Raw genomic sequence first — 24321 nt, forward strand, 5'->3', positions numbered from 1 at the left:
AATTGAAACTCTGCATCCAGCTGGGGGTTGTTGCCTTTACCTCTTTTGGGCCTGCAATGCTTACAATGACCATTGTGTAAGTGCCATTTCAGAGTCTTCCCTCGGCAAGTAAGACATGGGGAGTAAGGTGAGGTCCCTGTCAGTTGATAGAGGTATGCATTCCCTTCTTGCCCACCAACCGTAACTGCGCCATGTGCTTTTAAACGCATCAACAGGTTCTTAATGGTGGTGAGCGCAAGGCGGTCACGTCCAACTTGTTGTTGCCAAAGAACCTTACACGTGCAGGGCTGGTGCTTAGTCAACAAGGCCATTACGGTCTCGGTGGTGTTGGGGAACAGTGTCATGGTTACACTCCTATGCTTTCTTTTAAGTAGTGGTGAGCAGCGGCCAAGTGCTTCGGTGTCAGCGGCTCATGGTTTCGGGATGCTGACGAACTGGCTAACATAATCATGTCTGCGAGTGTTCTGAGTTGCCCTGTGGTTTTCGGCACAATGGCGTAGGCCGCTTTAAACAACTCTTGGTCTTGAATACCCCAAGCCTGCATGTAGCTTTTGATGTCACCGTTTGACGTCACTTTGATGCAGGTTGGACGTATCATTCGGCTCCAAATTGGGTTCATGTTGACTTGAGAGCGGGCTGCGCTCATACGAGTACGCACGACATCATTACCAAGAAGAAACACGCCACACTTACGTTCAGCTAAGATACGCAAGCCATTCAATACATCATCTGAAAGGTATTGCGCTTCATCGATGATGATGAGTCCGTTTGAGCCATCTAACTCTTGCGCTATTGCTTTTTGCATGCGGTAGACTGTCATGTTGGACGCTTTGATATTCATGCGCTCACAAAGCTCTGAGAGAATGGCTCGCGCTGATTTACACAGGTTCGAAGCGGTCACAATCCAGACATTATTATGTTTGCGTTGATACTCTTCTGCTGTGACTGTTTTGCCAATACCTGAGCCTTCATACACCATCGACCAGCGGCGCATCGTGCGAGCCAAGTCCATCAACTTCCAAATGGTTTCCGACGTTGGCAACATCAAAAACTCAGGCTCTTGAAGTGACGTATCGGCGAACTCTTCAACTTGGGTACACCGTGTATTCAACCAGGTTTCAAGTTTATGAAGTTGGGTTTCGGTGTCGCCTGTATAAGGTTTGTTATTAAGTAACTTACTTAAAATGCCTTCGCCAATATCAGACTCTTTGGCAATCTTACGATTACTGAGATTTTCACTGACTTTCACGGCAAGGACTTGTTGAATAATGTGGTTCATTTTGCTTTCCCGTACTGCTGCATTAATGCGTCTAAATCCATAGTGGGTTCAAAATCCGCACCCACCGCTTTCTTCTCAAGTAAGCCTTCAAACTCACTCGGGTTCATTTGATGCTGCTCTGGCGCTCTTGCTAACTCGGGTGTCATTTCAGTAAGGCTCGGCACCATACCGCCCAATGGCTCGGGCTTCTCATTGCTGCGCGTTAACTGGGCAAGGTCGTCGTTAGTTAATCCGACCATTTGCTCCTTTAACCACGCGGCTCGATTAATATCTTCACTTTGGTGTAGACTCTGACGGCGTGCCGCGCCTAAATCGTCATAAGCCGCATCAGCAAACAATGGAACCTCACCGATGAACTCCCCACGCTCACTGTAGGCATACACACAGCCTGTTAAGTCATAAGGGTTGAAGCGAAGATGAACACTTTGACCGATGTATTCGAACAACAGTGGGCTGCGGTAACGATTCGATAAATGCTTGCTGTAACGCCCTGCGTTTAATTCAACGAGGCCGCCACCATGAACCTTCACACTTTTTCGTGTCCGGTGCAGACACAGGCGCAACTGTGTTGCGGTGGGTTTACGTACTTGTATTTGGGTGTAACTTTGCTCAAACACTTGCTTATAGCTGTGAATGCCGCGTGCCATTTCACTACGACGGCCTTCCAGGCTATTCCAATCGGTCACCCACTCGGCAAATAGCTCAACCACTAACTCAACAGGTACTGTGGCTTCACCGTAGTTCGCGGGTTTGCTGGTGGCTGATTCACCTGCGTAGGCTCCTGCAAAAGCTGGATGGCGCTCAAACTGACCGATACCACCTTTAGAATGGAACAAACGCTCAACAGGTTTAGCTCGCGCGTTACCTTTACGGCCTACGTTGTCATCTTCAACGCGAGTCCAGTTTACTTTTGAGCCTAGAGCCGTAATCGCGCCTTCAATCTCAGCGTTATCAAACTTCTTATGCTCTAACTTGCCTTTGCCCGTTGCTTTAGGGCGTGAGGTTCGCCCTGTCATTGCTTCACTTAACGCCACGGAGCCTCGGTCAAGGTCGAACATTTCAGGGATACCAAACTTTGAAACCATGTTGAAAAGAGCAATGCCTAACATCTCAGTGTTCTCTGTAATATCGATGGCGTAGCCCACAATCATGGAGCTATAGACATCTTGGAACACCCAAACGGTAGGACGAAGCACCGTGCCATCTTCCAGGTGACAGCGAAGACGAAACTCATGACCATCACCCGATACGCGCTGCATAGCATGCATACCGACCCGTGTGCGACGCTGCGCAGGGACTAATGTTTGCTTGGCTGCAAATAAACCACCTCGGCAATACACTTGAAGCTCATAAGGAATATCGGTATTCACGCGCTCTCGGATTGTGGAGAGGCAGGGCACACTCCAATCTTTACGCTTAGCGGCTATACCCATGCGGTTATAACATTCGGTTATGGTGGGCTGTTCAGGTCGCAAATAATCGGCCTGAAACATGGACCAAGCTTCCTGTGATAAGGGGGCGGTACGTTTACCGTGAGAGCCAATTCTATCAAGAAGTGCCGGCAACCAATCTTCCACAGGGATCTTGTTGGTTTGCAATCCTGGGATGTTGTAAAACCAGCTCACAATTTTGGAATAGGTTCTTCCAGACTCTTCCGCCACGCGCTTCATTGATTTACGCATGCTAATACCTGATTCAACATACGCTTTAACTCGCATACACAATTCATAGCGCTGCTTGGTTGAAGCTTTCTTGCTTTCGGTAGCTTCTTCGTACTCAAGCCATAGTTCATCGGAATCAGGAGTTACAACTTGACGAACATGGCGGCTGTCTTCAGCTTGTAGAGTTTGCTGCTTAGCTACGTCACGCAAGAGGTGCAAACGAGTTTCTTCTGGTAAGCAATCGAGATGGTACTCAAAGGCTTTAGAGCCTTGGCGTTTACGCTTTCGAACAACACCTAGTTGGTTTAGCTTGTATCTCACACCTTGAGGTGTGCCTGCCATGCCTGGTCTATTCAATAATTGCGATACATCAACCCACATCTCACACCGCCTTGTTTTGTCTGTATCGACTAGGCCAAATCTCTTTAGGGTGTTTGTTTAAGGCGTCAGCAATAATTCGTTCACCTTTAGGCCATGGACGAGATAAGGTGTTAGACAACGTTGTAGCAGCAAGACCTGCCTTTATAGACAAGCCTTTTAGCGTTAGTCCTTTCTTATGTAATGCTGCAACTATATCGATTCTGTGCATGTCTTTTCTTTCAATAGACATAATGATCCCCTAACTAAAAACTGATATGCTAATTAGTCGCTAAACTAACTATCGCTAATTAGTTTGCAAACTTAATCAAGTTAGTTAAGTTTTGATCACATTATTGAACAAATCAAGCGCAAAGTTGAACTTTCTTTTCGTATTTTGTTCGCACTTTGGTTTGGCTAGTTATTATTCCATATAAATCAATAAGTTGAGTTAAAAGAAAGACTATGCGTAATAATGAAAAATTACTTTCTTTAGATGACAGTACATTAGAAAGTGTACATAACCGTATTGAAAGCCTGATGAATGGTAGGGTTGGTCGAGAATGCGCACAGGATTGGGATGTGCCGCATAGCACTTTAGTGACGCTATTACATCGAAGAAGCGATCCGAAACTATCTATGCTATTAAAAATAGCTAACGCAGAAGACGTGACCATTGATTGGCTTGCTACTGGTAAAGACTCATCAGCACAATTTGTAGAAGTTCCCGTTAGAAAAGACAACGTTGTTGAGGTAGTTCAATATAACTTTCAAGCTAGTGCTGGGGCTGGCTGTCTAGTTGTTTCAGAAAACCCTGTAGCCAGATTTGAGTTTTCAAAGGAATGGCTTATCCGCCAAGGACTGAACGGGAAGGAATTAACTATTGTTCCTGTACGTGGGGACTCCATGGAGCCAACATTGATGGATGAAGATCTAATGCTGGTAGAAGTGGTAAAAGATCCTAAACAGGCCCGTGATGGCGTGTGTGTGTTTAGAATCGATGATGAAGTGTTGGTAAAGCGTGTTCAGTATGATTTTGCTAGCGGTGGCTACCATGTAACAAGTGACAATACTGCATATAAGCCATTTTTTATTGGAGAAGAGTTTGAAGGCCGGTTCCAATTACTTGGTCGTATGGTAAGAGTGTTACAGAGAGCAAAGAAAGCATAACGAAAAGATCATTTTACGCACAATATCATCTGTTTTAACTCTTAACCATGAGCTCTTCATTAAAGTCCTAAAATCTTCAATAATTCACTTTAGAGCTAAAACTCATCTTTTCTTTCTTATTTTCAATGCGTTACCAGCGTATAACTCACTTTCTCTTTTGTATTAACTTTTAATTCTCTCTCTCAGTAGCCTAGTCATTCTAAGCAAATCTCCCTCAACAAAAAGTAAAACGCTTTTTACGGGAGCGCTCAGCTCGAACCCTTCGGGCATCGCTTGCTAATTTGGATAAAAAAGCAGCACTCAATTGAGTGCTGTTTTATAAAATGACGGTAATCCTTAAGCGTTTTTAAACGCCTTCATTGCCTGTAAGTGTTGAGAGATCTTTTTGAACTTATGACTCTCTTTTTCGTCCCAGACAACTTCGTAGTAATCTTCTAGAGCAGAAGCTGTTTTCGTATTGTCGTGAATTTCATCTTCACGAGAAAGCACCACTAAACAGCGTCCTTTGTTCTTCATACGATACTGAGCGACACACTTAGTCGCGATGTCTTCGTACTCTTCTGGGCGATCAATTCGACCTACCATGTTGTTCTCAGGGTGCAGATTAGGGTTGAACACCACCTGCTTAATCCCACATAAGAAACCAATACGCTCAGACCAAAAACCACCCAAACCTACACCACAAATGATTGGATGTGGATCATCGGATTGCTCTATCACTTTATGCACTTCTTTTAGCAAATGCTGCATATCGTGTTTTGGATGCAAAGTACTGTAGTTGATGAAACGAACGTCATCATCAATGAATTGCAACTGCAGTATTTTTTCGTGATTGCCCGGGCTTGTTGAGTCGAAGCCGTGTAGATAGATAATCATTGTACCTCCCCCATTGAATATTGGTACGTTTTGATCAATCTAACACGAAAAACAAGGTTTTAAAGGGAAGACCTCTGAAATTATATTTTTCACTTCCTAAACGTGATCATAGCTACATAAAGTGTGACTAAGAGCCTCTGCTTCACGCAGATAACTGTCATCGCCCCATAGCTGATGAGCAAGTAAATACCACAGCATTGCCATCATTTGGCTTCTTGGTAACCAGGCTTCTACTCCGTCAAGCCAAGATTGGGGATCATGGATACCTCTTAGCTGACAGTACTTATTAACAGCTTCTGTAACTGGTAATCGGGCAACAGCAATAGTCAGCGTAAGATCAAGCCTTGGGTCTGCTAGCGCTGCGTATTCCCAGTCAATGATCTTAATCCCATCTTGATTCTTCACAAGGTTATAGCCACCGAGATCAAAATGACACAAAGACAGGCCTACACTTGGGATACTTGGAGCCACGCGCCACTCTTGATAAATCTTGGTGCAGGTTTCAGTCTTATGAACCGCATCAAGCTGAAGCCAGTAGTGGTCAACTCGAGCCGTATAGCTGAACGGTTGGAGCGGCAGTCGCGCAGTATTAACCAAATGCACTGAGATCAGCGTCTTCAGTAAATCATCCTGCTCGAGTCCTTCGTACAACGTCTCACCCGCGATCCATTCAACCAGTAAGCCTTGCTCATTGACCACTATCGGACTTGGTCCGATATCTAGACGCTCAATAGCAGACAGTACTTGATACTCTTCATGGCGAGAGATGAAGAACGCTTTGGTGATGGGGGTAATTGGACGCCAAACATACGCGGTGCCATCGGCTAAAACCAATTTCCAACATCGATTAGTCAACCCACCTGTCAGTGTCTGTGCTCTGATTGGAGGCTCAGAAAAGTAGCCATCAAGAGAACTCAAACTGGTATCAAGAAGCTTTGCTTCAGACCAAGAAAAAATCGCCATATTTACTCCCTATAAACGTCTTAACTGCCCTATAAACGTCTTAATTTCCCTACAAAAAAGGCACTGACCAAAAGCCAGTGCCTCTTCATTAATACCAATCACAGCAAATAACATGTACTGCGTTGAGGCATGACTAAGCCAAGTTAATAGCACACTAAACCATTTAAGAAGCTCAATAAGCTAAATTAAAAACTCAGTAAGCTAATTAGAAGCCAAGTAAACTTAATTAAAAGCCCAGCAAGCTCTTAGATTGTTGCTTACGGATTTCAGTCTCGTCAGCCCATTCAATCAAGCCAGACTCAAGATCCATTAGGCGCATGGTCATTTTGTAGTATACGTCTTCGTCACTGCCCGCTTTCTTAACGATGCTTGATAGGTTGCCGTACAACATGTACTGAGCACCAACCATTTTACCAAATTGGATTGCTGAGCTTTGATTTACAAGCTCATCGTTATTTTGGAAATTCAACTGTTCACGAACAGACTCTACACGGTCCATATCAACGAAACGGAACTTACCAGAGTTCAGCATTTTAGTACTGATGGTATCAGTGATTGACTCAGTATCGATGTGCTCACTTGTTTTGTTCTTGATTCGCTCTACGAACACGATTGGACGTTGCTCACGAGTAATATAAGACACAGAACCAGACGCCATCATGCTATCGACCATTTCGCCCGCAATCGTTTGAAGGTCAGTTGAACCGAAATCGATTGTCGTGGTTTCTACTGATTGTGCATCACCGTAGCTTACCTTGTTTGAACAACCGCCTAAAATAACCGCTAAACCTAGTAGCGCAATGACACTCTTTTTCATTTTGTTTCCTTAACTAATCACTAAGCGGGGTTACCCACTCTCTTAAATTTTTGTATTTTCGAATCCTTAGACCCGTTCTATCTCGTCTTTGCTATAAAGCTTGGAACCACTCTAAATATGAGCGGTTCCAAACGAAAGTTTACTGCTCTCTGAACTGAACTCTGAACTGAGTCGCTTTCGGATTTACCGACACTTCCGACAACGAAATACTTTCAAAGCCACGAACAATTGCTTGCTTCCAAGGGCCTTGCTTTAGGTTGACCTCAAGACCAGCATCGTCGTACCAGTAAAAGCGATAAAGGATATGTTGATCGCCTTTATAGTTACTGTTTAAACGCACGATTCCTCGCGTATGACCGTCGACGAGGTCAGTTCGGATATCTTCAACCTGTAAGCGGCTACCCAATACCTTATCACCAAAGAAAACGTTCTGAGTTTGACTATCTACCCTTACGCCAGCTGTATTATCAGCACAACCAGCCAGAGCCATAACCGCTGCTAAGCTCACTAACCACTTTTTCATTACAGCCTCCCTAGCTGTTTATGCCACATTGTTGCATTGTTTCCTTGTCGAGAAATCCACACCAAAGTGGTCTGCCCTTCTCGAATATCAAAGTCATACGTTTTAGCGCCCGCTTCTAACGTATATTGACCACTGTTTGCTACAAACGTGCTGGTCTTTATTTCCGCAGGCAAAGATTGCCAGCTTCGAGTGTCTGGTTGTTCCGTGAATGCATTCCAGACATTGAACAAAATGTTACCGACATCGTTACCTTGAGTTGCTTCTTTACGGATGCGATCTTTCGCGACCACACGTAACGCTTGGCGAATAACAATGCTCGTCATACGTTCAGATAAATCATTCTGCGCCATCGCATTCACATCCGTAATCAAATGCTCAGACAACGGTTGCCCACTGATTCGTAGCGCAGAAAAACGTTCTACGTTTTGGCGCGGGTAATATGGCAGCGCCAGAGAATATATTGCGCCCTGATCGCGACTGTCATAAATAGGCAAATCTAATCGCCAACTGTCCATCGCTTGAACTGCACTTTGTTCTTGAAGCACAATTAATCGCCCTTCGCTTGCCCCTAACTTAGATGACTGTTTGTAGCGCTTTTTCAGTGTTGCTAAATCTTGTCGCATGCCTAAGCGAGCAGCTGTTGCCATGGTTCTATCGATGATTTCTTGGTTCTCAGGCATGATGGCCAAAGCACGTCGATAGTCCACATAAGCGCTGTTCAGATCGTTAGATGCTTCGTAAAGCAGGCCAGACAAAAACATCAGATACGCATTTTGCACAGATTGCAGCTTTTTACCCGCATCAGGATAATTCGCAAGAATACTACCCACGTTGGCAGACAACCCTTGAGATTTTGCGTCGCTAGCAGCACTTTCTAATTCAGCTTCACGTTGTTTCTTGGCTTGTTCCTGAACTTGGTTAGCGCGACGCATTTCGATCACCGCACCTTCTAAGTCATTTTTCTTTAAATAATTCAAACCAAGATATAAATGCAGAAAGCCCAACTCATAATCGGCTGGCACATACTCGGTAATATTGTCATTCACAGCCAACGCGCCGACACTGGTTGCACTGTCTGATACAGAGATCACCGCTTTACTTTGCTGATCTTTTACTGCCTGATCGGCCAGTTCGAGCGACGACTTACTCTCAGGATATTTTTGATCAAGTAGATTAATTCTACCTTTTTCAAAGTTATCAAGAATGTCACCTGCTACGTAATCTGGTAACTCTTGTTGAGCCGTTGAATAATCCCCAGACTTGACTGCTTGGTAAATTTCTTTGTTTTGCGCGCTGTAATGACTGAACAGGCTCCCTGCCGACATATTCGCACAACCCGCTGTCAACGCCGATAACAGGGCAATGGAAGCGAATCTAAACTGGTGCTTCACTTATCGTCTCCGTGCATGTTTAAAATGCCAACTTTGTTAGGTCTCATTATCAAAACGAAACACGTTGTAAAAAGGATCTTAAGCAAGGTAATCCCTTGCTTAATTAGCTCTGCCTGAGCGAAGCCGATATTCAGACAACAGATAAAACTAAAAGTTGGCATACAAACAACAAATTTTCCAACTCGCTGTTTATGTTAATTAACCATTAACTTGTATTAACGAGACCATTAACTGTTTCGTTAGCTTATTAGCCTTTTAATTAACTCATTAAAAGCGGGCCAAGCGGGCGGCCACCAACCAAATGCATGTGAATATGGTAAACCTCTTGGCCACCGTGAGAATTGCAGTTCACAATAAGACGATAGCCATCTTCTGCAATGCCTTCTTCTTTTGCTAACTTACGAGCAACAGTAAACATACGTCCCATCATTGCTTCATCTTCCGTTTCAACATCATTCGTTGTTGGAATCAGCTTGTTAGGAATAATTAGAATATGACTAGGAGCACGAGGGTTAATATCGCGAAATGCGGTTACTAAATCGTCTTGGTATAGTAGATCTGCTGGGATTTCTTTATTGATGATCTTACTAAAAATGGTTTCTTCAGCCATGTGTCTCTCCGATAAAACATTTATTTTTTAATGCTTTGAGTATGCGCTATGCCGCATCAAACCACAATAAACCTGCTTTAAAGCATAATAAAAAACACCGTTCAAATCAAAAAAAACACGCCTTACCTCTCAAGAACAGCATATTGGCTAGGACAAAGGGCTATTTTTGACGTGTGCGTCATAAAATGCGTAAGCCGAGCTCAATAGAATCCTGATAATTTTGTTAGTTTTGTTTTGACCTGGTATTAGGTCCACATTTATTTAGGGAGAAAGTCATGAAGGGATCTGTGATCAAGCGTATGTACGCTGGTTTCGCACTGATCATCATCATGTTCGCAGTCACGATAACCATCATGATGAGCAGCATGAATCAGATACATAGCAATTTTGAGAGCGTCTCAAAAGTCTCATTGCCGCTGGTTGCGCTTTCAAACCAAACAAGTGTCCAATTACTTTCCGCTGACAAGTCATTTAAAGACTTCTTAACCACACAAAATTCTGAGCGTATGTCTGCAATGCGTACAGAGTTTGCTGCATCACAAAACGCTTTTTCTGAAGTTCTAGGTAGCCTAGAAACAGCAAGCCAAGACAATACCTCGCTCACTGAGCGCATCACGCAATTAAGAGCGATGGAAGAACGTTACTTCACCGAAGCAGATGAAGCGATGAACAATTATATCGCTATGTTTGAGGCGCAAGAGCAAGTACAAAAAGCATCACGTGATTTCCAACGCTTACATTCAGAATTGACCGTTGGCATGAAAGAGTACGTTGCCGACCAAAAAAGCATCTCTGTAAAAGTGATGGCAAAGAGCTACTTTATTAAACTACAAGACGCCGAGGTGATTACCTCTGATGCACTAGCAAGTTCTGATGTTGCCTTCGTACAAAAAGCCGTCAACCAAAACAAAAAGGCCGTTACCCACCTAAACTACGCGTACCGTGGTTTAGCGACACAATTGCCTGCGATAAAAAATGTTTTCGATGAATCGGTTAAAAACTTCACCAAAGACGTGGGACAAAAAGGCGGTGTTTTAGATAAACATAATAACTATCTGAAAGCGAAAGAAGCCTTGTACATCAACATTGCTAATCTAGCCGTTGAAGTCGACCAAGCAATGGCGGTACTGGATTCTTTCAACGTCACAGCGGAAGAGCAACTCAACTCATCATTAGCAGATGCGAGCAGCATCTACGACAACGGTCTATTCAAAGCGATTGCAATTGGCATTGTTGTCACCGTATTCGCTGCAGCAATTGGTTACCACATTGCACATAGTGTAAGAGAGCCACTAACGCGTATCCTAGGTACATTAGAAGGCCTGACTGAAGGAGATATGACTCAGCGTATCGATATTCGATACGACAACGAATTCAGCCGAGTAAGCCGTCACATCAATACCTTAGCCGACAACCTGCACAATATTCTGGTGAAACTGAATGACGCTTCAGATGACCTAACCAATACTGCAAGCGTAAACCAAAAAACCTCTTCTGAGACACAGGCTCAATTGAACAGCCAGCGTGAACAAACAGCAACCGTCGCAACGGCAATGACACAAATGTCTCACTCTGTACAAGAAGTAGCAAACAGCGCGCAAAGCTCGTTAACTATGGTTCAACAAGTAGAATCGGCTTCTGAATCAGGTCGTCAGGTCATGAACACCAACATCAGTACCATTAATCAACTTGAGGTGCGCCTGACTGAATCCGTGGGTGCTGTAGGCGAGCTACAACAAATGAGTAGCCAGATTGGCTCTATCCTCGATGTTATTCGTGGTATTGCAGATCAAACCAACCTACTTGCACTCAACGCAGCAATCGAAGCCGCGCGCGCAGGTGAACAAGGCCGTGGATTTGCTGTAGTTGCAGATGAAGTCCGAGTACTGGCACAAAAGACAACTCAATCGACGTCTGAAATTGAGACCATGATCAGTAACCTACAATCAAGTTCTAAAACAGCAAGCAATGTGATTGAAAGCTGCATGAGCGATATGGATATGTCGGTTGAACAAGCTTCAAGTGCTAATAGTGCTATGGAAGAAATTCAGGCATTGATTCTAGAAATCAGTCGAATGAGTACGCACATTTCTCAAGCCGCGGCTGAGCAGAGTGAAACTTCGGGTGATATCGCGCGTAACATTGAAGACATCAACCAGATTGCTGATAAGAGTTATCAAGCGATGTCATCAATTGCAGAGGCAAGCCAAAACCTAACAATTCTGGCAAACCAGCAAGGTGATTTAGTTCATCAATTCAAGCTATAAATAAACGAAGAACCAATAGATATTCACCTGAAATGTTGGGATATCTCACCCAATAGTGATAACTAATTGAACAAGGGCAACTTTTATCAAGGGTTGCCCTTGTTTTTTATGAGCTTTGTCATTATATGATTATAAAGGCTTGCTGCTTCCCGTTTTTCTTTCACCTTTATGAGCGAGCCGCTATTAAGGAATTTATATGGCTGTTCATGTTGGCATTATCGATCAAGACCCCATTCGGTTGATCACCCCACTACTCGACAACCGAACGATCAGCACTCACATCGTGTTCATCGGTGACAAAAATCAAATCAGTATCTATCAACGCTTAGACAGCGTTTTGCAGAAGCGTGATATTACGAGTGAATTTTTCGAGATTCCAACTATCGTAAACACCTCTGCAATTAAAGAATCGATCCAAAACCTTGCTGAAGACTTAAAAGCTCGGGGACAAGAAGTGAAGCTCAACGCAAGTTGTGGCCTTCGTCACCGCCTACTGTCTGTCTACGAAGTATTTCGTACTTACCACTGGCCAATCTTTGTTGTTGAACCAAACAGTGACAAGCTGTGCTGGCTTTACCCGAATGGGAAAGAAGACGCACAAGTTCAAGACCGCATCACTATCGATGACTACTTAACGGTATTCGGTGCTCGTGGTGAATTCAGCGATGTACAACTGTCTCCGCAACTTGACCAAAAACTGTATGAACTGGGTGAGCGTTGGGCAAGTAACGCATTAGAATTAGGCCCAGGTCTTGCTACATTGAACTACCTTGCAACAACCTGCCGTAAAGAACAGAGGCTTGATGTGGGCTTGTCTGAGAAGCAACAAGGTTATCGCGAGCTGAACATGCTGTTGAGCGATTTGGTTGAAGCTAAGATTGCCACTTATGACAATGGTATTTTGACGTTTGCCAATGAAGACGCGCGACGCTTCTCAAACGGCGAATGGCTTGAAACATTGGTTCATAGCACCGTTAAGCAGATCCAAGATGACATGCCGACCATTCAAGATCGCTCTTTGAATGTTCAGGTTTATCGTCAACTCGGTGAGCGCGAAGTTCGTAATGAGCTTGATGTTGCTTCTGTAGTGAACAATAAGCTGCACATCATCGAGTGTAAGACCAAAGGTATGCGAGATGATGGCGATGATACCTTGTACAAGCTGGAATCGCTCAGAGACCTGCTAGGTGGCCTACAGGCCCGTGCAATGTTGGTGAGCTTCCGCCCTCTTCGTCATAATGACATCACACGAGCAGAAGATCTTGGCCTAGCATTGATTGGCCCTGACGAATTAAAAGATCTTAAAACACATCTCGCGGCATGGTTTACCGCTGCCGGTGGTGATGAAGATTTAGAGTGCTAATTTAAGAAACTCGAACATATCGAATTCTCAAAAAACAAAAAGGCGAATGACCACTTAAGTCACTCGCCTTTTTTGTACCCGTAACTATTATGCCAATCGTAGTAAATGACTTATATCCACTACCCCGCCCGTATTGACAAGGTCTAAACTTTACAGCATCTAGATGTTCACAAGGTTTAGAGCTCACAAGGTCTACGTTTACAAAGTCTAAAGCTCGCAAGGTAAAAAGCTCAAAGGACTTGTAAACACCCAAAAAAATGGCCACATCATTCGATGTGGCCATTTTCAAAATTTGAAGTCATTTTAAGACTTAAAGCACTTGAAAACTAAAAGTACTGTTACCGACTTAAAGCATTTTACGAGCAGCTTCTACAACCACTTTGATTGAGCGCGCTTCCGTTACTTTTAGTGTCTCGTGATCAGGTATCTCTTTTTGAGTACGGTTGATGATCACACCAGCAACACAACCTGCTTTCAAACCAGAACTTGCACACATTGTTAGTAGCGTTGCAGATTCCATTTCGAAGTTAAGAACACCCATGTCTTGCCATTCTTGCATAGAACCTTGGAAACGCTTAACCACGCGACCAGAGAACGTGTCGTAACGCTCTTGACCTGGGTAGAAAGTATCACTTGAAGCGGTTACGCCCATGTGAACTGCTGCGCCTGATTCTTCAACTGCTGCTTTCATTGCTGTAGCAACTTCGAAGTCAGCAACTGCTGGAAACTCCATAGGAGCGAAGTGTAGGCTAGCGCCGTCTAGACGAACAGAACCCGTAGAAACAATCATGTCACCCACGTTTACGTGAGGTTGGATCGCACCAGTCGTCCCAACACGTAGGAAAGTACGAACGCCAAGCTGAGCAAGCTCTTCAACTGCGATAGAAGTAGATGGGCCGCCGATACCTGTTGAACATACAACAACTGGCTTACCGTCTAGCTCTGCGCGGTAAAGCGTGTATTCACGGTGACTCGCAAGAAATACGGGATTCTCCATCTCTTCTGCAATTTTTTGCACACGAGCAGGATCACCAGGAATGATCGCAAGAGTAGCACCGTTAAGATCTGCTTCAGTAACACCTAAGTGGAAAACAGCTTGAGACATAGTTCGCTCCTTTTGGCTTATTGGGCTTTTTACCCTTATTTAAGCTCATAGTAAATTCGTGGGGTACGAACACACTCTAACCAAGCTCATAATGAAATGAAGTGACGAACATCACACCAATGATCGCAACAACATTTCAGGTTTCACGAAAAACCGATTGGCATCACAAAAATAAGCAATCAGAACGGCTGCGTTGCATACTAATGAGACAAAAAGCGCCTTTAACGTATGACCGCTAAAGGCGCTTTTATGCGAGATGCTTCTTATATAAGACGCTTTTAAAATTAAGAGCGTCTATGTCTGAGAGCTGAACTTAATCCGCTTTAGACTTGAATCGAAGCAGGCGCAGTGCGTTGAGTGTCACCAGAGCTGTCGCGCCACTATCTGCAAGAACGGCAACCCAAAGCCCGGTAATACCAAGCAAACTGGTCACCAAGAACACACCTTTCAAACCGAGCGCTAGTGCTACGTTTTGACGAATGTTATTCATGGTCGCTTGCGACAATTCAATCATCGCGGGCAGCTCAGTTAAACGGTTGTGAGTCAGTGCTGAATCTGCCGTTTCAAGCGCAACATCAGTACCACCACCCATAGCAATACCTACATTCGCCGTTTTCATTGCTGGCGCATCGTTGATGCCATCACCGACCATAGCAACGTGTGACTGTTGAGATAACTCTTCAACATAAGACACTTTGTCACTTGGAAGCAGGCTCGCTTTATATTGCATACCAATTTTGCTGCTGATCGCTGCTGCACTTCGTGGGTTGTCCCCTGTGAGCATGATAGATTGAATACCCAAGTCATTAAGTCGTTCAATCGCAAGCTTAGCGTCACTACGTAACGTATCTTGCCACGCAATCAAACCAATCACAGTCGTAGCTTGTTCTGTTGACTCTTCTAGATCTTTAAGCTCAAGAGCAACCACAACCGTCTTGCCCTCGCCTTCTAATGCTTCTACCTGAGAAACCACATCGGGTCCAAGAGCGAACGTGACTTTAGACGGTGATAAAACCTGATACTTAACACCATCGACATCGCCTTCAACACCGCTACCAATGAGCGCTTTCTTGTTGTGTGACTCAGGGATCTCAACATTCAGCTCTTTAACTTTAGCGACAAGCGATTGCGCCAAAGGATGAGTCGAACCAACTTCAATCGCCCCAACTACACGAAGCATAGCGTCTTGTTTCCAACCTGATAGAGGTTGAATATCCGTAACCTGAGGCTTGCCTTCAGTCAGCGTACCTGTCTTATCAAAGGCAATCGTTTGAATTTTTCCTAGCTGCTCTAGTGCCGCGCCGCCTTTAATTAATGCGCCACGTTTCGCCGCTGCTGCTAAACCAGAAGTAATTGCAGCAGGTGTCGAGATTACCAACGCACACGGACAAGCAATCAACAATAGAGCTAGACCTCGGTAAACCCAAGTTTCCCAAGGCTGCGCGAACAGCAATGGTGGGGTGATGATGACCAACAGAGCCACCAACATCATTAGTGGTGTGTACCAGCGGCTAAACTTATCGAGGAAACGTTCAAGCGGTGCTTTACGAGATTCTGCTTCTTCAATCAAGTGAAGAATACGGTCGATCGCATTCTCACCCTGTTTTGACGTGATGGTGATACGAACGACTTTATCGACCACCACAGCACCAGCCATGATGCTGTTGCCTGCTATATGTTCGACAGGAACAGACTCACCCGTTAGCGCACTTTCATCAAAGCTCGCAGCGTCGGTAATAAGTTGACCATCAGCAGGTAAACGAGAACCCGCTGCCACTTCAATCACGTCACCAGGAGCAAGTTCACTTACTGCAACGTCAACACGGTCGCCGTTGATAATCTTGGTGGCATTTTCTGGCACCAATGCCATTAAGGCTTGAACACCACTTCTTGCTCTTGATGAAGCAAATGCCTCTAGACGCTCACCAATCAAAAACAGTAACAGAACCATCGCAGCTTCAGCGGTTTCGCCAAGGTATAAAGCACCGAGCGCGGCAACACTCATTAAGGTTTCGATTGCAAACGGCGTACCTGAACGTGCCAACTGAACTGCTTTCTTGGCCACTGGATACAAACCAAGCAAACAGGTTACGGTAAACAAACCTTCACTCAGTTGAGGAGAAATACTTTTCAACAGTGCTGCGAAGAGCATTGCGGCTGCAATCGCTATAATTTGTAAATTAGGTTGGATATGAGCTTGCCAAAAAGTCTCGGGGTGCTGTTTTTCTTTTTTAGAACCAACTTCCGAAAGAGGGAAGCCCGTTTTGATAGAGACCTGTTCAATGGTGTCGGCAAGACTTTCATTGTCGAATTTCACAACTAGCTTTTCGGTGGCAAAGAGAACTTTGGCTTGAATAACACCTTCAATGTTACTAACGGCTTTCTCTATTTTTTTAGCACAAGCTGGGCAGTCCATTCCTGAGACCAACCAACTTTTAGAAAATTGGGCATTTAAAGTTTGAGTAGAGGACTGACTGTCTTCTTCTCCACTGTCTGAACCACAACAATCATCTCCTGACGATGAAGACGCAGTAGCAGAAGAGCTGCAGCATGAAGATGAAGTACCGGCTGCGGTAATGCTTGAAATTTTAGGGCTAGAGCAACTTGCTCCAGTCGCTTGTGGTTGAACGTCCACTTTTGTTGAGCGGCACGCTGCGTGTTTTGCGCACATAATGTATCTCCTTAATACTCAAAAGCCTTGAGGTTGTTGCTCACTCATGAGCAACAGAACCTTAAGTACAACAAAAGTATAAACCTTGGAGACTACTCCAAGGTCAAGAACAAATTGTCCAAGACCAAGAAGAAATTTACAAACCAACTAATCTATATTGGAGTGTCGCTGTTATTGCGACTTGAGCTCTTTACACTCTTCTCTGTTCGCCGATACATCATCAATAAGAACGGCATCATGTGAACAGAATGGTTGTGTATTCAAGCTGACTATCGACACATCGTCTTCTACAGGATCAACTTGGGAACCTTGCATAAGCTCGGCAATATGATAGCGAAGCACTAGGGTGCCGAGTATTCCGAACAAAACATTGCCCAAGGCTTGCCCATACAGCACACCCAATGCGCCATACCATTGCGAGCCTAAGTAAACGAACGGCAATGTACCGAGAGTGGCTTTACCCAGATTCAGTGCTGTCGAGTAAAGCGGTTTACCTAGATTATTAAAAGACGTGTTGGCAACAAACAGTGCGCCGTTGAAGGTGAAGGTCAACGCTACATAGGTACAGAATGCGGCAACAATAATTGCTGCATCACCTTGTAGGCTAAAGCCTTGGATCACATAGTCTTGGACAAAGTATAAGAGAATACAAACGGCGATGGTGTACGCCGTAGTAACCAACAATGAGTTGTTGAGTGTTTCTTTTACTCTGTCCATTCGTTCTGCACCAAAGTTTTGCCCAATGATAGGGCCCACAGCGCCAGACAAAGCAAAGATAACCGCAAAACAAACCGGCGTCAGACGACCTATCACAGCAAAGCCCGCGACAAAATCCTCTCCGTATTGTGCAATCCCCGTCGTTACAATCGCATTACCGATAGGCGTTGCGGTATTGGTGATAATAGCAGGCAGCGCAATAGCCAATATTGGTCGAATATTAATGCGCCATTGTACAAGAGAAGGGGGAGCCACCAGCTGGTGACTGCGAATCAAAGGGTAAAGCGAGAAAAAGAGCACCGAAAAACGAGCAAAGACAGAAGCGATAGCCGCCCCTTCGATGTTCCAACCAAAACCAAAAATAAACAAAGGGTCGAGAATCGCGTTAACAATGCCGCCCGACAAGGTCGCCCACATCGAACGTTTGGCATCCCCCGCGGCTCTCAAGCCTGCACCCGCAGCCATCGCTAGCGCTAGAAATGGCCCGCTTGGCAATAAGATCTGCAGGTAAGCTTGCGCCCGCTCTGCGGCCACCCCCTTTGCACCAATCGCAGCAAGCAGCTCTGGGATATAGGCGAACATCACCGCAGTAATCGTCAAACTGATGACAAAAGCGGTCAGCATAATACTCGTGGCGAGGTTTCGAGCGTGTTCTTGATTCTTTGAACCAATAGCTTTGGAAACCAACGCACCCATAGCAATAGAAGTACCGATCGAAACGGAGGTAGAGAAAAATGTCAGTGTGCCTGCAAAACCAACAGCCGCGGCCAATTCGACTTGTCCCAACATACTGATGAACAACATATCGAGTAAATCGACCACGAATAACGCCATCAAACCAACAGAGCCAGCCCCCGACATCACCAATATGTGGCGCATCGTTGAACCTTCTACAAACTTCGCAGTTTGATTTGACATGAAACCTCCAAAAGTTGGAACACCACAAAATAAAGCTCTATAAGCTAGTCAGCCACAAACTAGGGGATCGACAAAAAAGATCCACCAAGAAAAGCTCTACAAAGAAAAAAGGCGCTAGTGCGCCTTTTCAATTGAGGGTATTGAGAAAAATAATCGTTCTTAACACACCACTATACATGATGTTTAAAACTATACCTGATGTTTAAAGCATTCATCTAAGTTCTTGCCGATTGCTCTCAAAACATCGGTTCGAGTAATCATACCCACTAGCTTTTTGTTATCGAGTACCGGATAAGCTTTGGGTTTTCCAACTTGCATCATATCTGCCAATTCAATAATGGATAACTCAGGTGATACCGAGAGAACTTCTTGGTACATACAATCACCTACAATATGCGTGTCTTGGCAGAAATAGCTCACCTTCACTAACTTCTCGAGTAAATCTTGTTCAGAAAGGAAACCAATCACTTGTTCATTATCATCAATGACTGGACCACCCATATGATGGCTGCGCATTACTCTGTCTAACGCGAGACTTAACGGCATGTCAGGAGTGAATGTCACAACCTGCGGCGTCATGTAATCTTTCACTTTAATAGAATGCATTGCGTTCTCCCTAAAATACGTTTTGTTATCGATTTTTCTATCGTGTTACCTTAATTGTTGTCTAAAATCTTGATTTTACTAAATGGATTTCAACAATTTTATTGATAGGCAAAACCTACCAAAGCAAAAAACGAGGTAACAAAAGGCTTGCACGCATGCCTATGAAGCAAAAATTTAAACACCGCTTACAAACTCTTACCTTTGATTCCTCCCATAAGCTAGCCTGAATACATAAATACTGTAACCTTCATCACACTAATAATAAAAAGCTCAGCTTAGGTAATTTATGCAACACGACAACAACATGTACGCGTATGTTTATGCAGACAACGAAGGTACAGAGAACACACTTATCGCTACTGTCGACAACCAAGAAAAGCCCCTAATCTCAAGCTGTTTTAATGAGATAAAGCGCATGTCTAACTTAGCTATTGATCTTGCAGCAGAACACAACTTGAAAGTGAAACTGGTTAAATACGGAAGAGAACAAGAGATCGACTTCGGCCTATTCCTAAAATAGCGCAGTCATAACGCATGTCTTGTTCGGCAAGCTTAAGCAGCATGGTCAACAGCACAGAACACCGTTGAATAACATGTTATGAGTAGGCAATCACCTTGACAATGATTGCCTACTTAATTCAACAGCGAATACCTACCACGGTAAATATACGAAAAAGGCCAGCATTCGCTGACCTTCTCATTCACGATTTCAATCGCTATACGTTATTTGCTAGCTCTTAACGACTGGCTAGTAGCTACTAACGAGTGCAATAGGCTTCCCACAAACGCGCTGCCTTTGAGTAAGCTTCAGCCTTATCATGCGTTTCTGCAAATAAAATCGCCGTCATACTATCCACAACACTATTCGCCATCAGCTCCATCTCATCTTCCGGTGTACCCAGTACACATTCAGAAGGTAGAGGCAGTTGGGTGTTCATGGTGCCTTCCCAGTAGAAAGATTCTACCTTTTCAGGAGAACTCATCCAGACCGTTTGACTTACCTTGGGGTTGTATTCTGATTCGCCATTCATGCCTTTAAATGAAATCACCGAGTGGGATTTATTGCCAATCACATGCTCAACTTCTGCATGAAGCTGTGGGAATCCAGGGTGAAAGCTGCCACGCAAGCCTAAACGTCCACCACCAGGGTTCAATGCACGAACAACGGTATTAATCGGAGTTCTCAGTCCATAACGATGTTTCCAACCAATCATGGTTTGAGCTTGTGGGGCGAAGTTCGCCAAAGGCAAGTAAGCAATACCATCGGCTTCTAGAATCTGCTTTGCGTCTTGCGGATCTTGCGCGCTGCGAACGCCGACACATTCTAAATGCGTTTCGGCATGCGTACGACCACTGGGTTTGTCCATGTAGCCATGCATTAATACTTTATAGCCGTTGTCAGCTAGAATTTTTGCTGCCAACAGGTTCCAAGGCTTTCCACTGGCGTTATCGTTACGCTTACCTGCATAACACGGCCAATCGATATCAGCACCTAAGTCTGGCACTCGAGATTGAAACGCTTTTACAAAGCCTGCGATCTCTTCATTGGTTTCATTCTGCACACGAATCAACATCAGTAGCATAGCCATTTGGTCGTCACCGACCTCTCCGCTTAAATACTCATCCATGATGCGGTAGGCTTGTTCGAACGACAAAGGCTTACGACCTCTTTCCCCTCGTCCAACTGTACGAATACACTCTAAAATACTACTCATTGATTGTTTATTCTCTTCCGTTGATATCAATAAAATTCGAATACGTTTTCGATTCTATGACACCCGCAGTTCATTGCAAAGCGATTCAGGTGCTAGCGTGCTAATTACCAATACACTGATTGGTATTCTAAAAGTAAACTTACTGGTGTAAAATTAGAGTATGCAATGCTAACCGCGACATATTGAGTAATATCCAGATGACGGTAAAAAAAACACTAAGCCAAAGAAAACGCGAATCTATCGTGGCCGCTGCCATCGCAGAGTTTACCGAGCATGGCTATAAAGCCACCAGCATGGATAAAATATCGAGCCGCGCGGAAGTATCAAAGCGCACGGTTTACAATCACTTTGCGAGTAAAGAACTGCTACTGGATGAGATTTTAGACAGCATTTGGAGCAAAACACTCGCAGCGACTCAGTTCCCCTATCAAGCCGAACAACCGCTAGATGAACAACTTACCTCTATAGCCAACCAAGAACTTGAGCTTCTCGAGTCTGAAGGTTTCATCGACTTATCTCGCGTACTGTTCTCTGAATATTTTCATAACGCAGAACTCGCGCATCAAGCGATGGAAAAATATTCTCAAGCAGAAAGCGGCCTGACGACTTGGATCAAAGCGGCATTGGCTGATGGGCGTTTGGTTGAACTCGACCCATTGTTTGCATCCACTCAGTTTATCGCCCTGCTGAAATCTTTTGCATTTTGGCCACAGATCATTGGTCATGCGCCGTCACCGGATGCTGCGCACAAACAAGTGATCATTACTTCAAGTGTCGAGATGTTCCTTAAACAGTACCAAGCGTAATAAAAGTTGAGCTCTGCTAAGTTTTGTTGGGTTTAATTAGAGATGCGTAAACGAGTGATGTATCATGCGCTCGTTCTACGCTTTCCTGTTTAGCGGTTGCAGAATGTGATTCATACCAACCTTAATTCGGACACAAAGACCAATATTCCATGCCAAAGTTGATAAGCAAAATTTGGGTACATGCTTTTATGCTATTCGCTATGTTAGTGGCCACCGTCAGTGTGGACAGTATCGCGAACGCCAATGCTATGCAGGTAACTCAAAATCTATCAACCTTATCGCTGAACACCGATTCCTCATTCGACACCAGTGACTCACTCCCATATTCCAGCGCGCAACCCAATGTAGAACACCACTGCTGTGGCTCTGTATGCTTGCTTAAAATGCCACCGTTGATTGTGTCAGAGTCTTTTGATACCCAAATTGGTTCATTGGCTTTGATCGAGAAAGAGCCTTCACACAAGGCAATCATGTCGCCACAAGCTCCTTATCGCCCTCCTATTTCTTAATTGTTTGTCCCTGTTTGGCAACGCTTGCCAACGTATTACTAATACAGCTCTATCGCTGTAAACAATGACATCCAAATTTAGGAAATAACACATGAAAAAGCTATTTAGCCTATTCGCAGCTCTGATCATGAGCGCTTCAATTAATGCCGCTCAGTTTGAAGAAGGTACTCACTACAAGATCCTCGACGTAGCGAAAGCAGATAAGCCTGTCGTTACCGAGTTCTTCTCGTTTTACTGCCCTCATTGCTACAAATTTGAAGGCGTCATTGAGTTCCTTAAACAAGATCTACCAGAGTCAGCAAGCTTTCAAAAAGTGCATGTAGCGTTTATGGGAAACGACATGGCTGTGCCTATGGCAAAAGCTTACGCGACCATGATTGCACTCGACGCTGAAGACAATATGGTTCCAGCAATGTTCGCCAAAATTCACGAGAAGCAACAGACTCCAAGAAACGAAGCGGAACTGCGCCAGATCTTCATTGATAACGGTATCGATGCGAAGAAGTTTGATGCGGCCTACAACGGTTTCGCAGTTAACTCAATGCAGAAGCGTTTTGATAAGCAGTTTGATGCGAGCACATTAACTGGCGTTCCAGGCGTATTAGTTAACAACAAATACATCGTAAAACCGGATCAAATCAAGAGCTACGAAGAGTACAACCAACTGGTGAATTACCTTCTAACGCTTTAATCAAAAGCAATAATCTTTAAAACCTCCAAAGCCAGCGACCTGTTCGCTGGCTTTCTTGTCTATACGAATGAAGTGAACGCGCGATGGCACGCTCGAAGATCATTCAGATCGCCCTTGAATACACGTCAGAATCACTGTTCACTGGCATCCGTCGTTATTTCTCATATACTGCACCCTATTACGTCATCCACTACTCTGTAGTACTCAAAATATTAGTACTCGAACATTGGGCACCTTTATGATTATTCTGACCACTAACTTTGGCGACATCGAAATTGAACTTAACCTTGAGAAAGCGCCAGTAAGTTCAAAAAACTTCCTTAAATACTGCCAAGAAGGCTTCTATGAAGGCACCACATTTCACCGTGTGATTGAGGGTTTCATGATTCAAGGTGGTGGACACACTATCGACATGACAGAGAAGCCAACACACGCACCTATCGTCAATGAAGCAAATCGTGGACTAAAGAACGTGATTGGCTCAGTGGCAATGGCTCGTACAGACGCACCACACTCAGCAACGGCGCAGTTCTTTATCAACCTTGACGACAATGATTTCCTTGACCATACCGCGACCAGCAACGCAGGTTGGGGTTACGCAGTGTTTGGCAAAGTATCGGCAGGCATGGACGTGGTCAACAAGATTGCGCTTGCACCAACCACTACTCGCTGGGGACACGAAGATGTACCTTGCGAAGATATTGTGATTACCAAGGTCACGATTCGCGATTAATTCAAAATTAGCAGTCAATTCGCTTTTTTATCAAATAACGAAGCAATGTTGGTGCTAATTGCATCGGTATTAGTTACGATGACAATAGTTGTAATGTCATCATAAGAATTAGGTATTGACGGATGTCACAAGAATTTGATAGGCAAAATAGCTTTGGTTGGATGATCAACGTGATCGCCAATAAAGCGAGCAAAGATTTCGACACAGAATTGAAAGAACATGGCTTAACCATTGCGCTCTGGCCAACCTTGATGTGCCTATGGGAAGAGGAAGGTATTACTCAGCGTGATATCGCGGCAAAGTCCAAAGTCGAGAATTCAACGACGACTCGCACACTAGACAAGCTAGAAAAGCTTGAGCTGGTTGAACGCAGAGCCGATCCAAACAGTCGTCGTTCTTTCAGAATCTACTTAACGGAAAAAGGGAAAGCACTCGAAGAACAGTTGATTCCAATCCCTACTCGTTTAAACAAAGAACTGATGAATGAGTTGGACGCTGAAGAACAACAGCAGATGATCAAGCTACTTCAAAAGATGGTCGCAGCAATCTGATCTTACTGTGACCGGAGCTTAC

At 44.4% G+C, this 24321-nt stretch carries 24 protein-coding genes and 1 pseudogene; 10 read left to right on the forward strand and 15 right to left on the reverse strand.

Features of this window, described 5'->3' with window-relative positions; genetic code table 11:
* The 4 genes from AB4589_RS11180 to AB4589_RS11195 form a co-directional block, all read right to left on the reverse strand.
* A partial coding sequence (locus AB4589_RS11180) for a BlaI/MecI/CopY family transcriptional regulator (RefSeq protein ID WP_372100461.1) occupies window positions 1-344 on the reverse strand: 344 nt, incomplete at its 3' end.
* 2 nt (window positions 345-346) lie between these two features.
* Complete coding sequence (locus AB4589_RS11185) at window positions 347-1279, reverse strand: AAA family ATPase (protein WP_132784989.1); 933 nt, start codon at window positions 1277-1279, stop codon at window positions 347-349.
* Window positions 1276-3321: a transposase domain-containing protein gene (locus AB4589_RS11190; protein WP_048615411.1), complete on the reverse strand. Its 2046-nt coding sequence runs from the start codon at window positions 3319-3321 to the stop codon at window positions 1276-1278. The genes AB4589_RS11185 and AB4589_RS11190 overlap by 4 nt, the downstream gene beginning before the upstream one ends.
* Before the next feature lies 1 nt (window position 3322).
* Entirely contained in the window at window positions 3323-3550 is a 228-nt protein-coding gene (locus AB4589_RS11195) for a helix-turn-helix transcriptional regulator (protein WP_048615410.1), read from the reverse strand.
* Between the two features lie 212 nt (window positions 3551-3762).
* Here AB4589_RS11195 and AB4589_RS11200 point away from each other — a divergent pair, with 212 nt between their 5' ends.
* Window positions 3763-4467, forward strand: a complete 705-nt coding sequence (locus AB4589_RS11200; protein WP_132715481.1) for a S24 family peptidase — start codon at window positions 3763-3765, stop codon at window positions 4465-4467.
* Between the two features lie 336 nt (window positions 4468-4803).
* Here AB4589_RS11200 and ycfP read toward each other — a convergent pair whose 3' ends face one another.
* The 6 genes from ycfP to hinT form a co-directional block, all read right to left on the reverse strand.
* Window positions 4804-5343, reverse strand: a complete 540-nt coding sequence (gene ycfP / locus AB4589_RS11205; protein WP_012604408.1) for an alpha/beta hydrolase YcfP — start codon at window positions 5341-5343, stop codon at window positions 4804-4806.
* A gap of 96 nt (window positions 5344-5439) precedes the next feature.
* Window positions 5440-6306, reverse strand: a complete 867-nt coding sequence (locus AB4589_RS11210) for a phosphotransferase (RefSeq protein ID WP_017096884.1) — start codon at window positions 6304-6306, stop codon at window positions 5440-5442.
* A gap of 226 nt (window positions 6307-6532) precedes the next feature.
* Entirely contained in the window at window positions 6533-7123 is a 591-nt protein-coding gene (gene lpoB, locus AB4589_RS11215; protein WP_009847157.1) for a penicillin-binding protein activator LpoB, read from the reverse strand.
* A 139-nt stretch (window positions 7124-7262) separates the two neighbouring features.
* Complete coding sequence (locus AB4589_RS11220; RefSeq protein WP_009847158.1) at window positions 7263-7646, reverse strand: YcfL family protein; 384 nt, start codon at window positions 7644-7646, stop codon at window positions 7263-7265.
* Window positions 7646-9037, reverse strand: a complete 1392-nt coding sequence (locus AB4589_RS11225) for a COG3014 family protein (RefSeq protein ID WP_371709121.1) — start codon at window positions 9035-9037, stop codon at window positions 7646-7648. Before AB4589_RS11225 ends, AB4589_RS11220 begins: the two co-directional genes overlap by 1 nt.
* Before the next feature lie 259 nt (window positions 9038-9296).
* The gene (hinT, locus tag AB4589_RS11230) at window positions 9297-9647 is read right to left on the reverse strand and encodes a purine nucleoside phosphoramidase (protein WP_012604413.1); all 351 of its coding nucleotides are present in this window, start codon (window positions 9645-9647) and stop codon (window positions 9297-9299) included.
* Between the two features lie 275 nt (window positions 9648-9922).
* Here hinT and AB4589_RS11235 point away from each other — a divergent pair, with 275 nt between their 5' ends.
* Together AB4589_RS11235 and AB4589_RS11240 are read left to right on the forward strand one after the other, a co-directional pair.
* Window positions 9923-11914, forward strand: coding sequence for a methyl-accepting chemotaxis protein (locus tag AB4589_RS11235; RefSeq protein WP_017096887.1), 1992 nt, complete (start codon window positions 9923-9925; stop codon window positions 11912-11914).
* A 196-nt stretch (window positions 11915-12110) separates the two neighbouring features.
* Window positions 12111-13277 (forward strand): DUF1887 family protein, encoded by a 1167-nt coding sequence (locus tag AB4589_RS11240; protein WP_009847162.1) that lies wholly within the window; start codon window positions 12111-12113, stop codon window positions 13275-13277.
* Window positions 13278-13623: 346 nt separating this feature from the next.
* On the opposite strand, the gene udp is transcribed toward AB4589_RS11240, so the two are convergent.
* The 4 genes from udp to AB4589_RS11260 form a co-directional block, all read right to left on the reverse strand.
* Entirely contained in the window at window positions 13624-14382 is a 759-nt protein-coding gene (gene udp / locus AB4589_RS11245) for a uridine phosphorylase (protein ID WP_009847163.1), read from the reverse strand.
* 313 nt (window positions 14383-14695) lie between these two features.
* A complete protein-coding gene (locus tag AB4589_RS11250; RefSeq protein ID WP_371709120.1) occupies window positions 14696-17053 on the reverse strand; it encodes a zinc/cadmium/mercury/lead-transporting ATPase in 2358 nt (785 codons plus the stop codon).
* Window positions 17054-17224: 171 nt separating this feature from the next.
* Window positions 17225-18688: an MATE family efflux transporter gene (locus AB4589_RS11255; protein ID WP_009847165.1), complete on the reverse strand. Its 1464-nt coding sequence runs from the start codon at window positions 18686-18688 to the stop codon at window positions 17225-17227.
* Between the two features lie 189 nt (window positions 18689-18877).
* Window positions 18878-19294, reverse strand: coding sequence for a CBS domain-containing protein (locus tag AB4589_RS11260; RefSeq protein ID WP_009847166.1), 417 nt, complete (start codon window positions 19292-19294; stop codon window positions 18878-18880).
* 286 nt (window positions 19295-19580) lie between these two features.
* Here AB4589_RS11260 and AB4589_RS11265 point away from each other — a divergent pair, with 286 nt between their 5' ends.
* Window positions 19581-19814 carry a hypothetical protein gene (locus AB4589_RS11265; RefSeq protein ID WP_012604416.1) on the forward strand — a complete coding sequence of 78 codons (234 nt, stop codon included), beginning with the start codon at window positions 19581-19583 and terminating at the stop codon, window positions 19812-19814.
* 238 nt (window positions 19815-20052) lie between these two features.
* Here AB4589_RS11265 and AB4589_RS11270 read toward each other — a convergent pair whose 3' ends face one another.
* Complete coding sequence (locus AB4589_RS11270) at window positions 20053-21039, reverse strand: glycosyl transferase family protein (protein WP_371709119.1); 987 nt, start codon at window positions 21037-21039, stop codon at window positions 20053-20055.
* A 167-nt stretch (window positions 21040-21206) separates the two neighbouring features.
* Here AB4589_RS11270 and AB4589_RS11275 point away from each other — a divergent pair, with 167 nt between their 5' ends.
* The 6 genes and pseudogenes from AB4589_RS11275 to AB4589_RS11300 all read left to right on the forward strand — a co-directional run bounded on the left by AB4589_RS11275 (window position 21207) and on the right by AB4589_RS11300 (window position 24299).
* Window positions 21207-21815 (forward strand): TetR/AcrR family transcriptional regulator, encoded by a 609-nt coding sequence (locus AB4589_RS11275; RefSeq protein ID WP_372100466.1) that lies wholly within the window; start codon window positions 21207-21209, stop codon window positions 21813-21815.
* Window positions 21816-21964: 149 nt separating this feature from the next.
* Window positions 21965-22324, forward strand: coding sequence for a hypothetical protein (locus tag AB4589_RS11280; RefSeq protein ID WP_372100468.1), 360 nt, complete (start codon window positions 21965-21967; stop codon window positions 22322-22324).
* A gap of 91 nt (window positions 22325-22415) precedes the next feature.
* A complete protein-coding gene (locus tag AB4589_RS11285) occupies window positions 22416-23015 on the forward strand; it encodes a thiol:disulfide interchange protein DsbA/DsbL (RefSeq protein WP_009847171.1) in 600 nt (199 codons plus the stop codon).
* A 238-nt stretch (window positions 23016-23253) separates the two neighbouring features.
* Complete coding sequence (locus tag AB4589_RS11290; RefSeq protein WP_012604419.1) at window positions 23254-23748, forward strand: peptidylprolyl isomerase; 495 nt, start codon at window positions 23254-23256, stop codon at window positions 23746-23748.
* A pseudogene (locus AB4589_RS11295) lies at window positions 23749-23853 on the forward strand (hydrogenase); the annotation flags it as partial.
* A 17-nt stretch (window positions 23854-23870) separates the two neighbouring features.
* The gene (locus AB4589_RS11300; RefSeq protein WP_017101603.1) at window positions 23871-24299 is read left to right on the forward strand and encodes a MarR family winged helix-turn-helix transcriptional regulator; all 429 of its coding nucleotides are present in this window, start codon (window positions 23871-23873) and stop codon (window positions 24297-24299) included.
* Window positions 24300-24321 lie beyond the last annotated feature (22 nt).

Origin of the sequence: Vibrio sp. 10N.222.49.A3, assembly GCF_041475145.1 — a bacterium.
In the GTDB taxonomy this organism is placed as follows: Bacteria; Pseudomonadota; Gammaproteobacteria; order Enterobacterales; family Vibrionaceae; genus Vibrio; species Vibrio tasmaniensis_A.

Coding starts and splice junctions, on each gene's coding strand:
- AB4589_RS11185 (WP_132784989.1), bottom strand. CDS start 1,279: ATGAACCACATTATTCAACAAGTCCTTGCCGTGAAAGTCAGTGAAAAT.
- AB4589_RS11190 (WP_048615411.1), bottom strand. CDS start 3,321: ATGTGGGTTGATGTATCGCAATTATTGAATAGACCAGGCATGGCAGGC.
- AB4589_RS11195 (WP_048615410.1), bottom strand. CDS start 3,550: ATGTCTATTGAAAGAAAAGACATGCACAGAATCGATATAGTTGCAGCA.
- AB4589_RS11200 (WP_132715481.1), top strand. CDS start 3,763: ATGCGTAATAATGAAAAATTACTTTCTTTAGATGACAGTACATTAGAA.
- ycfP (WP_012604408.1), bottom strand. CDS start 5,343: ATGATTATCTATCTACACGGCTTCGACTCAACAAGCCCGGGCAATCAC.
- AB4589_RS11210 (WP_017096884.1), bottom strand. CDS start 6,306: ATGGCGATTTTTTCTTGGTCTGAAGCAAAGCTTCTTGATACCAGTTTG.
- lpoB (WP_009847157.1), bottom strand. CDS start 7,123: ATGAAAAAGAGTGTCATTGCGCTACTAGGTTTAGCGGTTATTTTAGGC.
- AB4589_RS11220 (WP_009847158.1), bottom strand. CDS start 7,646: ATGAAAAAGTGGTTAGTGAGCTTAGCAGCGGTTATGGCTCTGGCTGGT.
- hinT (WP_012604413.1), bottom strand. CDS start 9,647: ATGGCTGAAGAAACCATTTTTAGTAAGATCATCAATAAAGAAATCCCA.
- AB4589_RS11235 (WP_017096887.1), top strand. CDS start 9,923: ATGAAGGGATCTGTGATCAAGCGTATGTACGCTGGTTTCGCACTGATC.
- AB4589_RS11240 (WP_009847162.1), top strand. CDS start 12,111: ATGGCTGTTCATGTTGGCATTATCGATCAAGACCCCATTCGGTTGATC.
- udp (WP_009847163.1), bottom strand. CDS start 14,382: ATGTCTCAAGCTGTTTTCCACTTAGGTGTTACTGAAGCAGATCTTAAC.
- AB4589_RS11250 (WP_371709120.1), bottom strand. CDS start 17,053: ATGTGCGCAAAACACGCAGCGTGCCGCTCAACAAAAGTGGACGTTCAA.
- AB4589_RS11255 (WP_009847165.1), bottom strand. CDS start 18,688: ATGTCAAATCAAACTGCGAAGTTTGTAGAAGGTTCAACGATGCGCCAC.
- AB4589_RS11260 (WP_009847166.1), bottom strand. CDS start 19,294: ATGCATTCTATTAAAGTGAAAGATTACATGACGCCGCAGGTTGTGACA.
- AB4589_RS11265 (WP_012604416.1), top strand. CDS start 19,581: ATGCAACACGACAACAACATGTACGCGTATGTTTATGCAGACAACGAA.
- AB4589_RS11275 (WP_372100466.1), top strand. CDS start 21,207: ATGACGGTAAAAAAAACACTAAGCCAAAGAAAACGCGAATCTATCGTG.
- AB4589_RS11280 (WP_372100468.1), top strand. CDS start 21,965: ATGCCAAAGTTGATAAGCAAAATTTGGGTACATGCTTTTATGCTATTC.
- AB4589_RS11285 (WP_009847171.1), top strand. CDS start 22,416: ATGAAAAAGCTATTTAGCCTATTCGCAGCTCTGATCATGAGCGCTTCA.
- AB4589_RS11290 (WP_012604419.1), top strand. CDS start 23,254: ATGATTATTCTGACCACTAACTTTGGCGACATCGAAATTGAACTTAAC.
- AB4589_RS11300 (WP_017101603.1), top strand. CDS start 23,871: ATGTCACAAGAATTTGATAGGCAAAATAGCTTTGGTTGGATGATCAAC.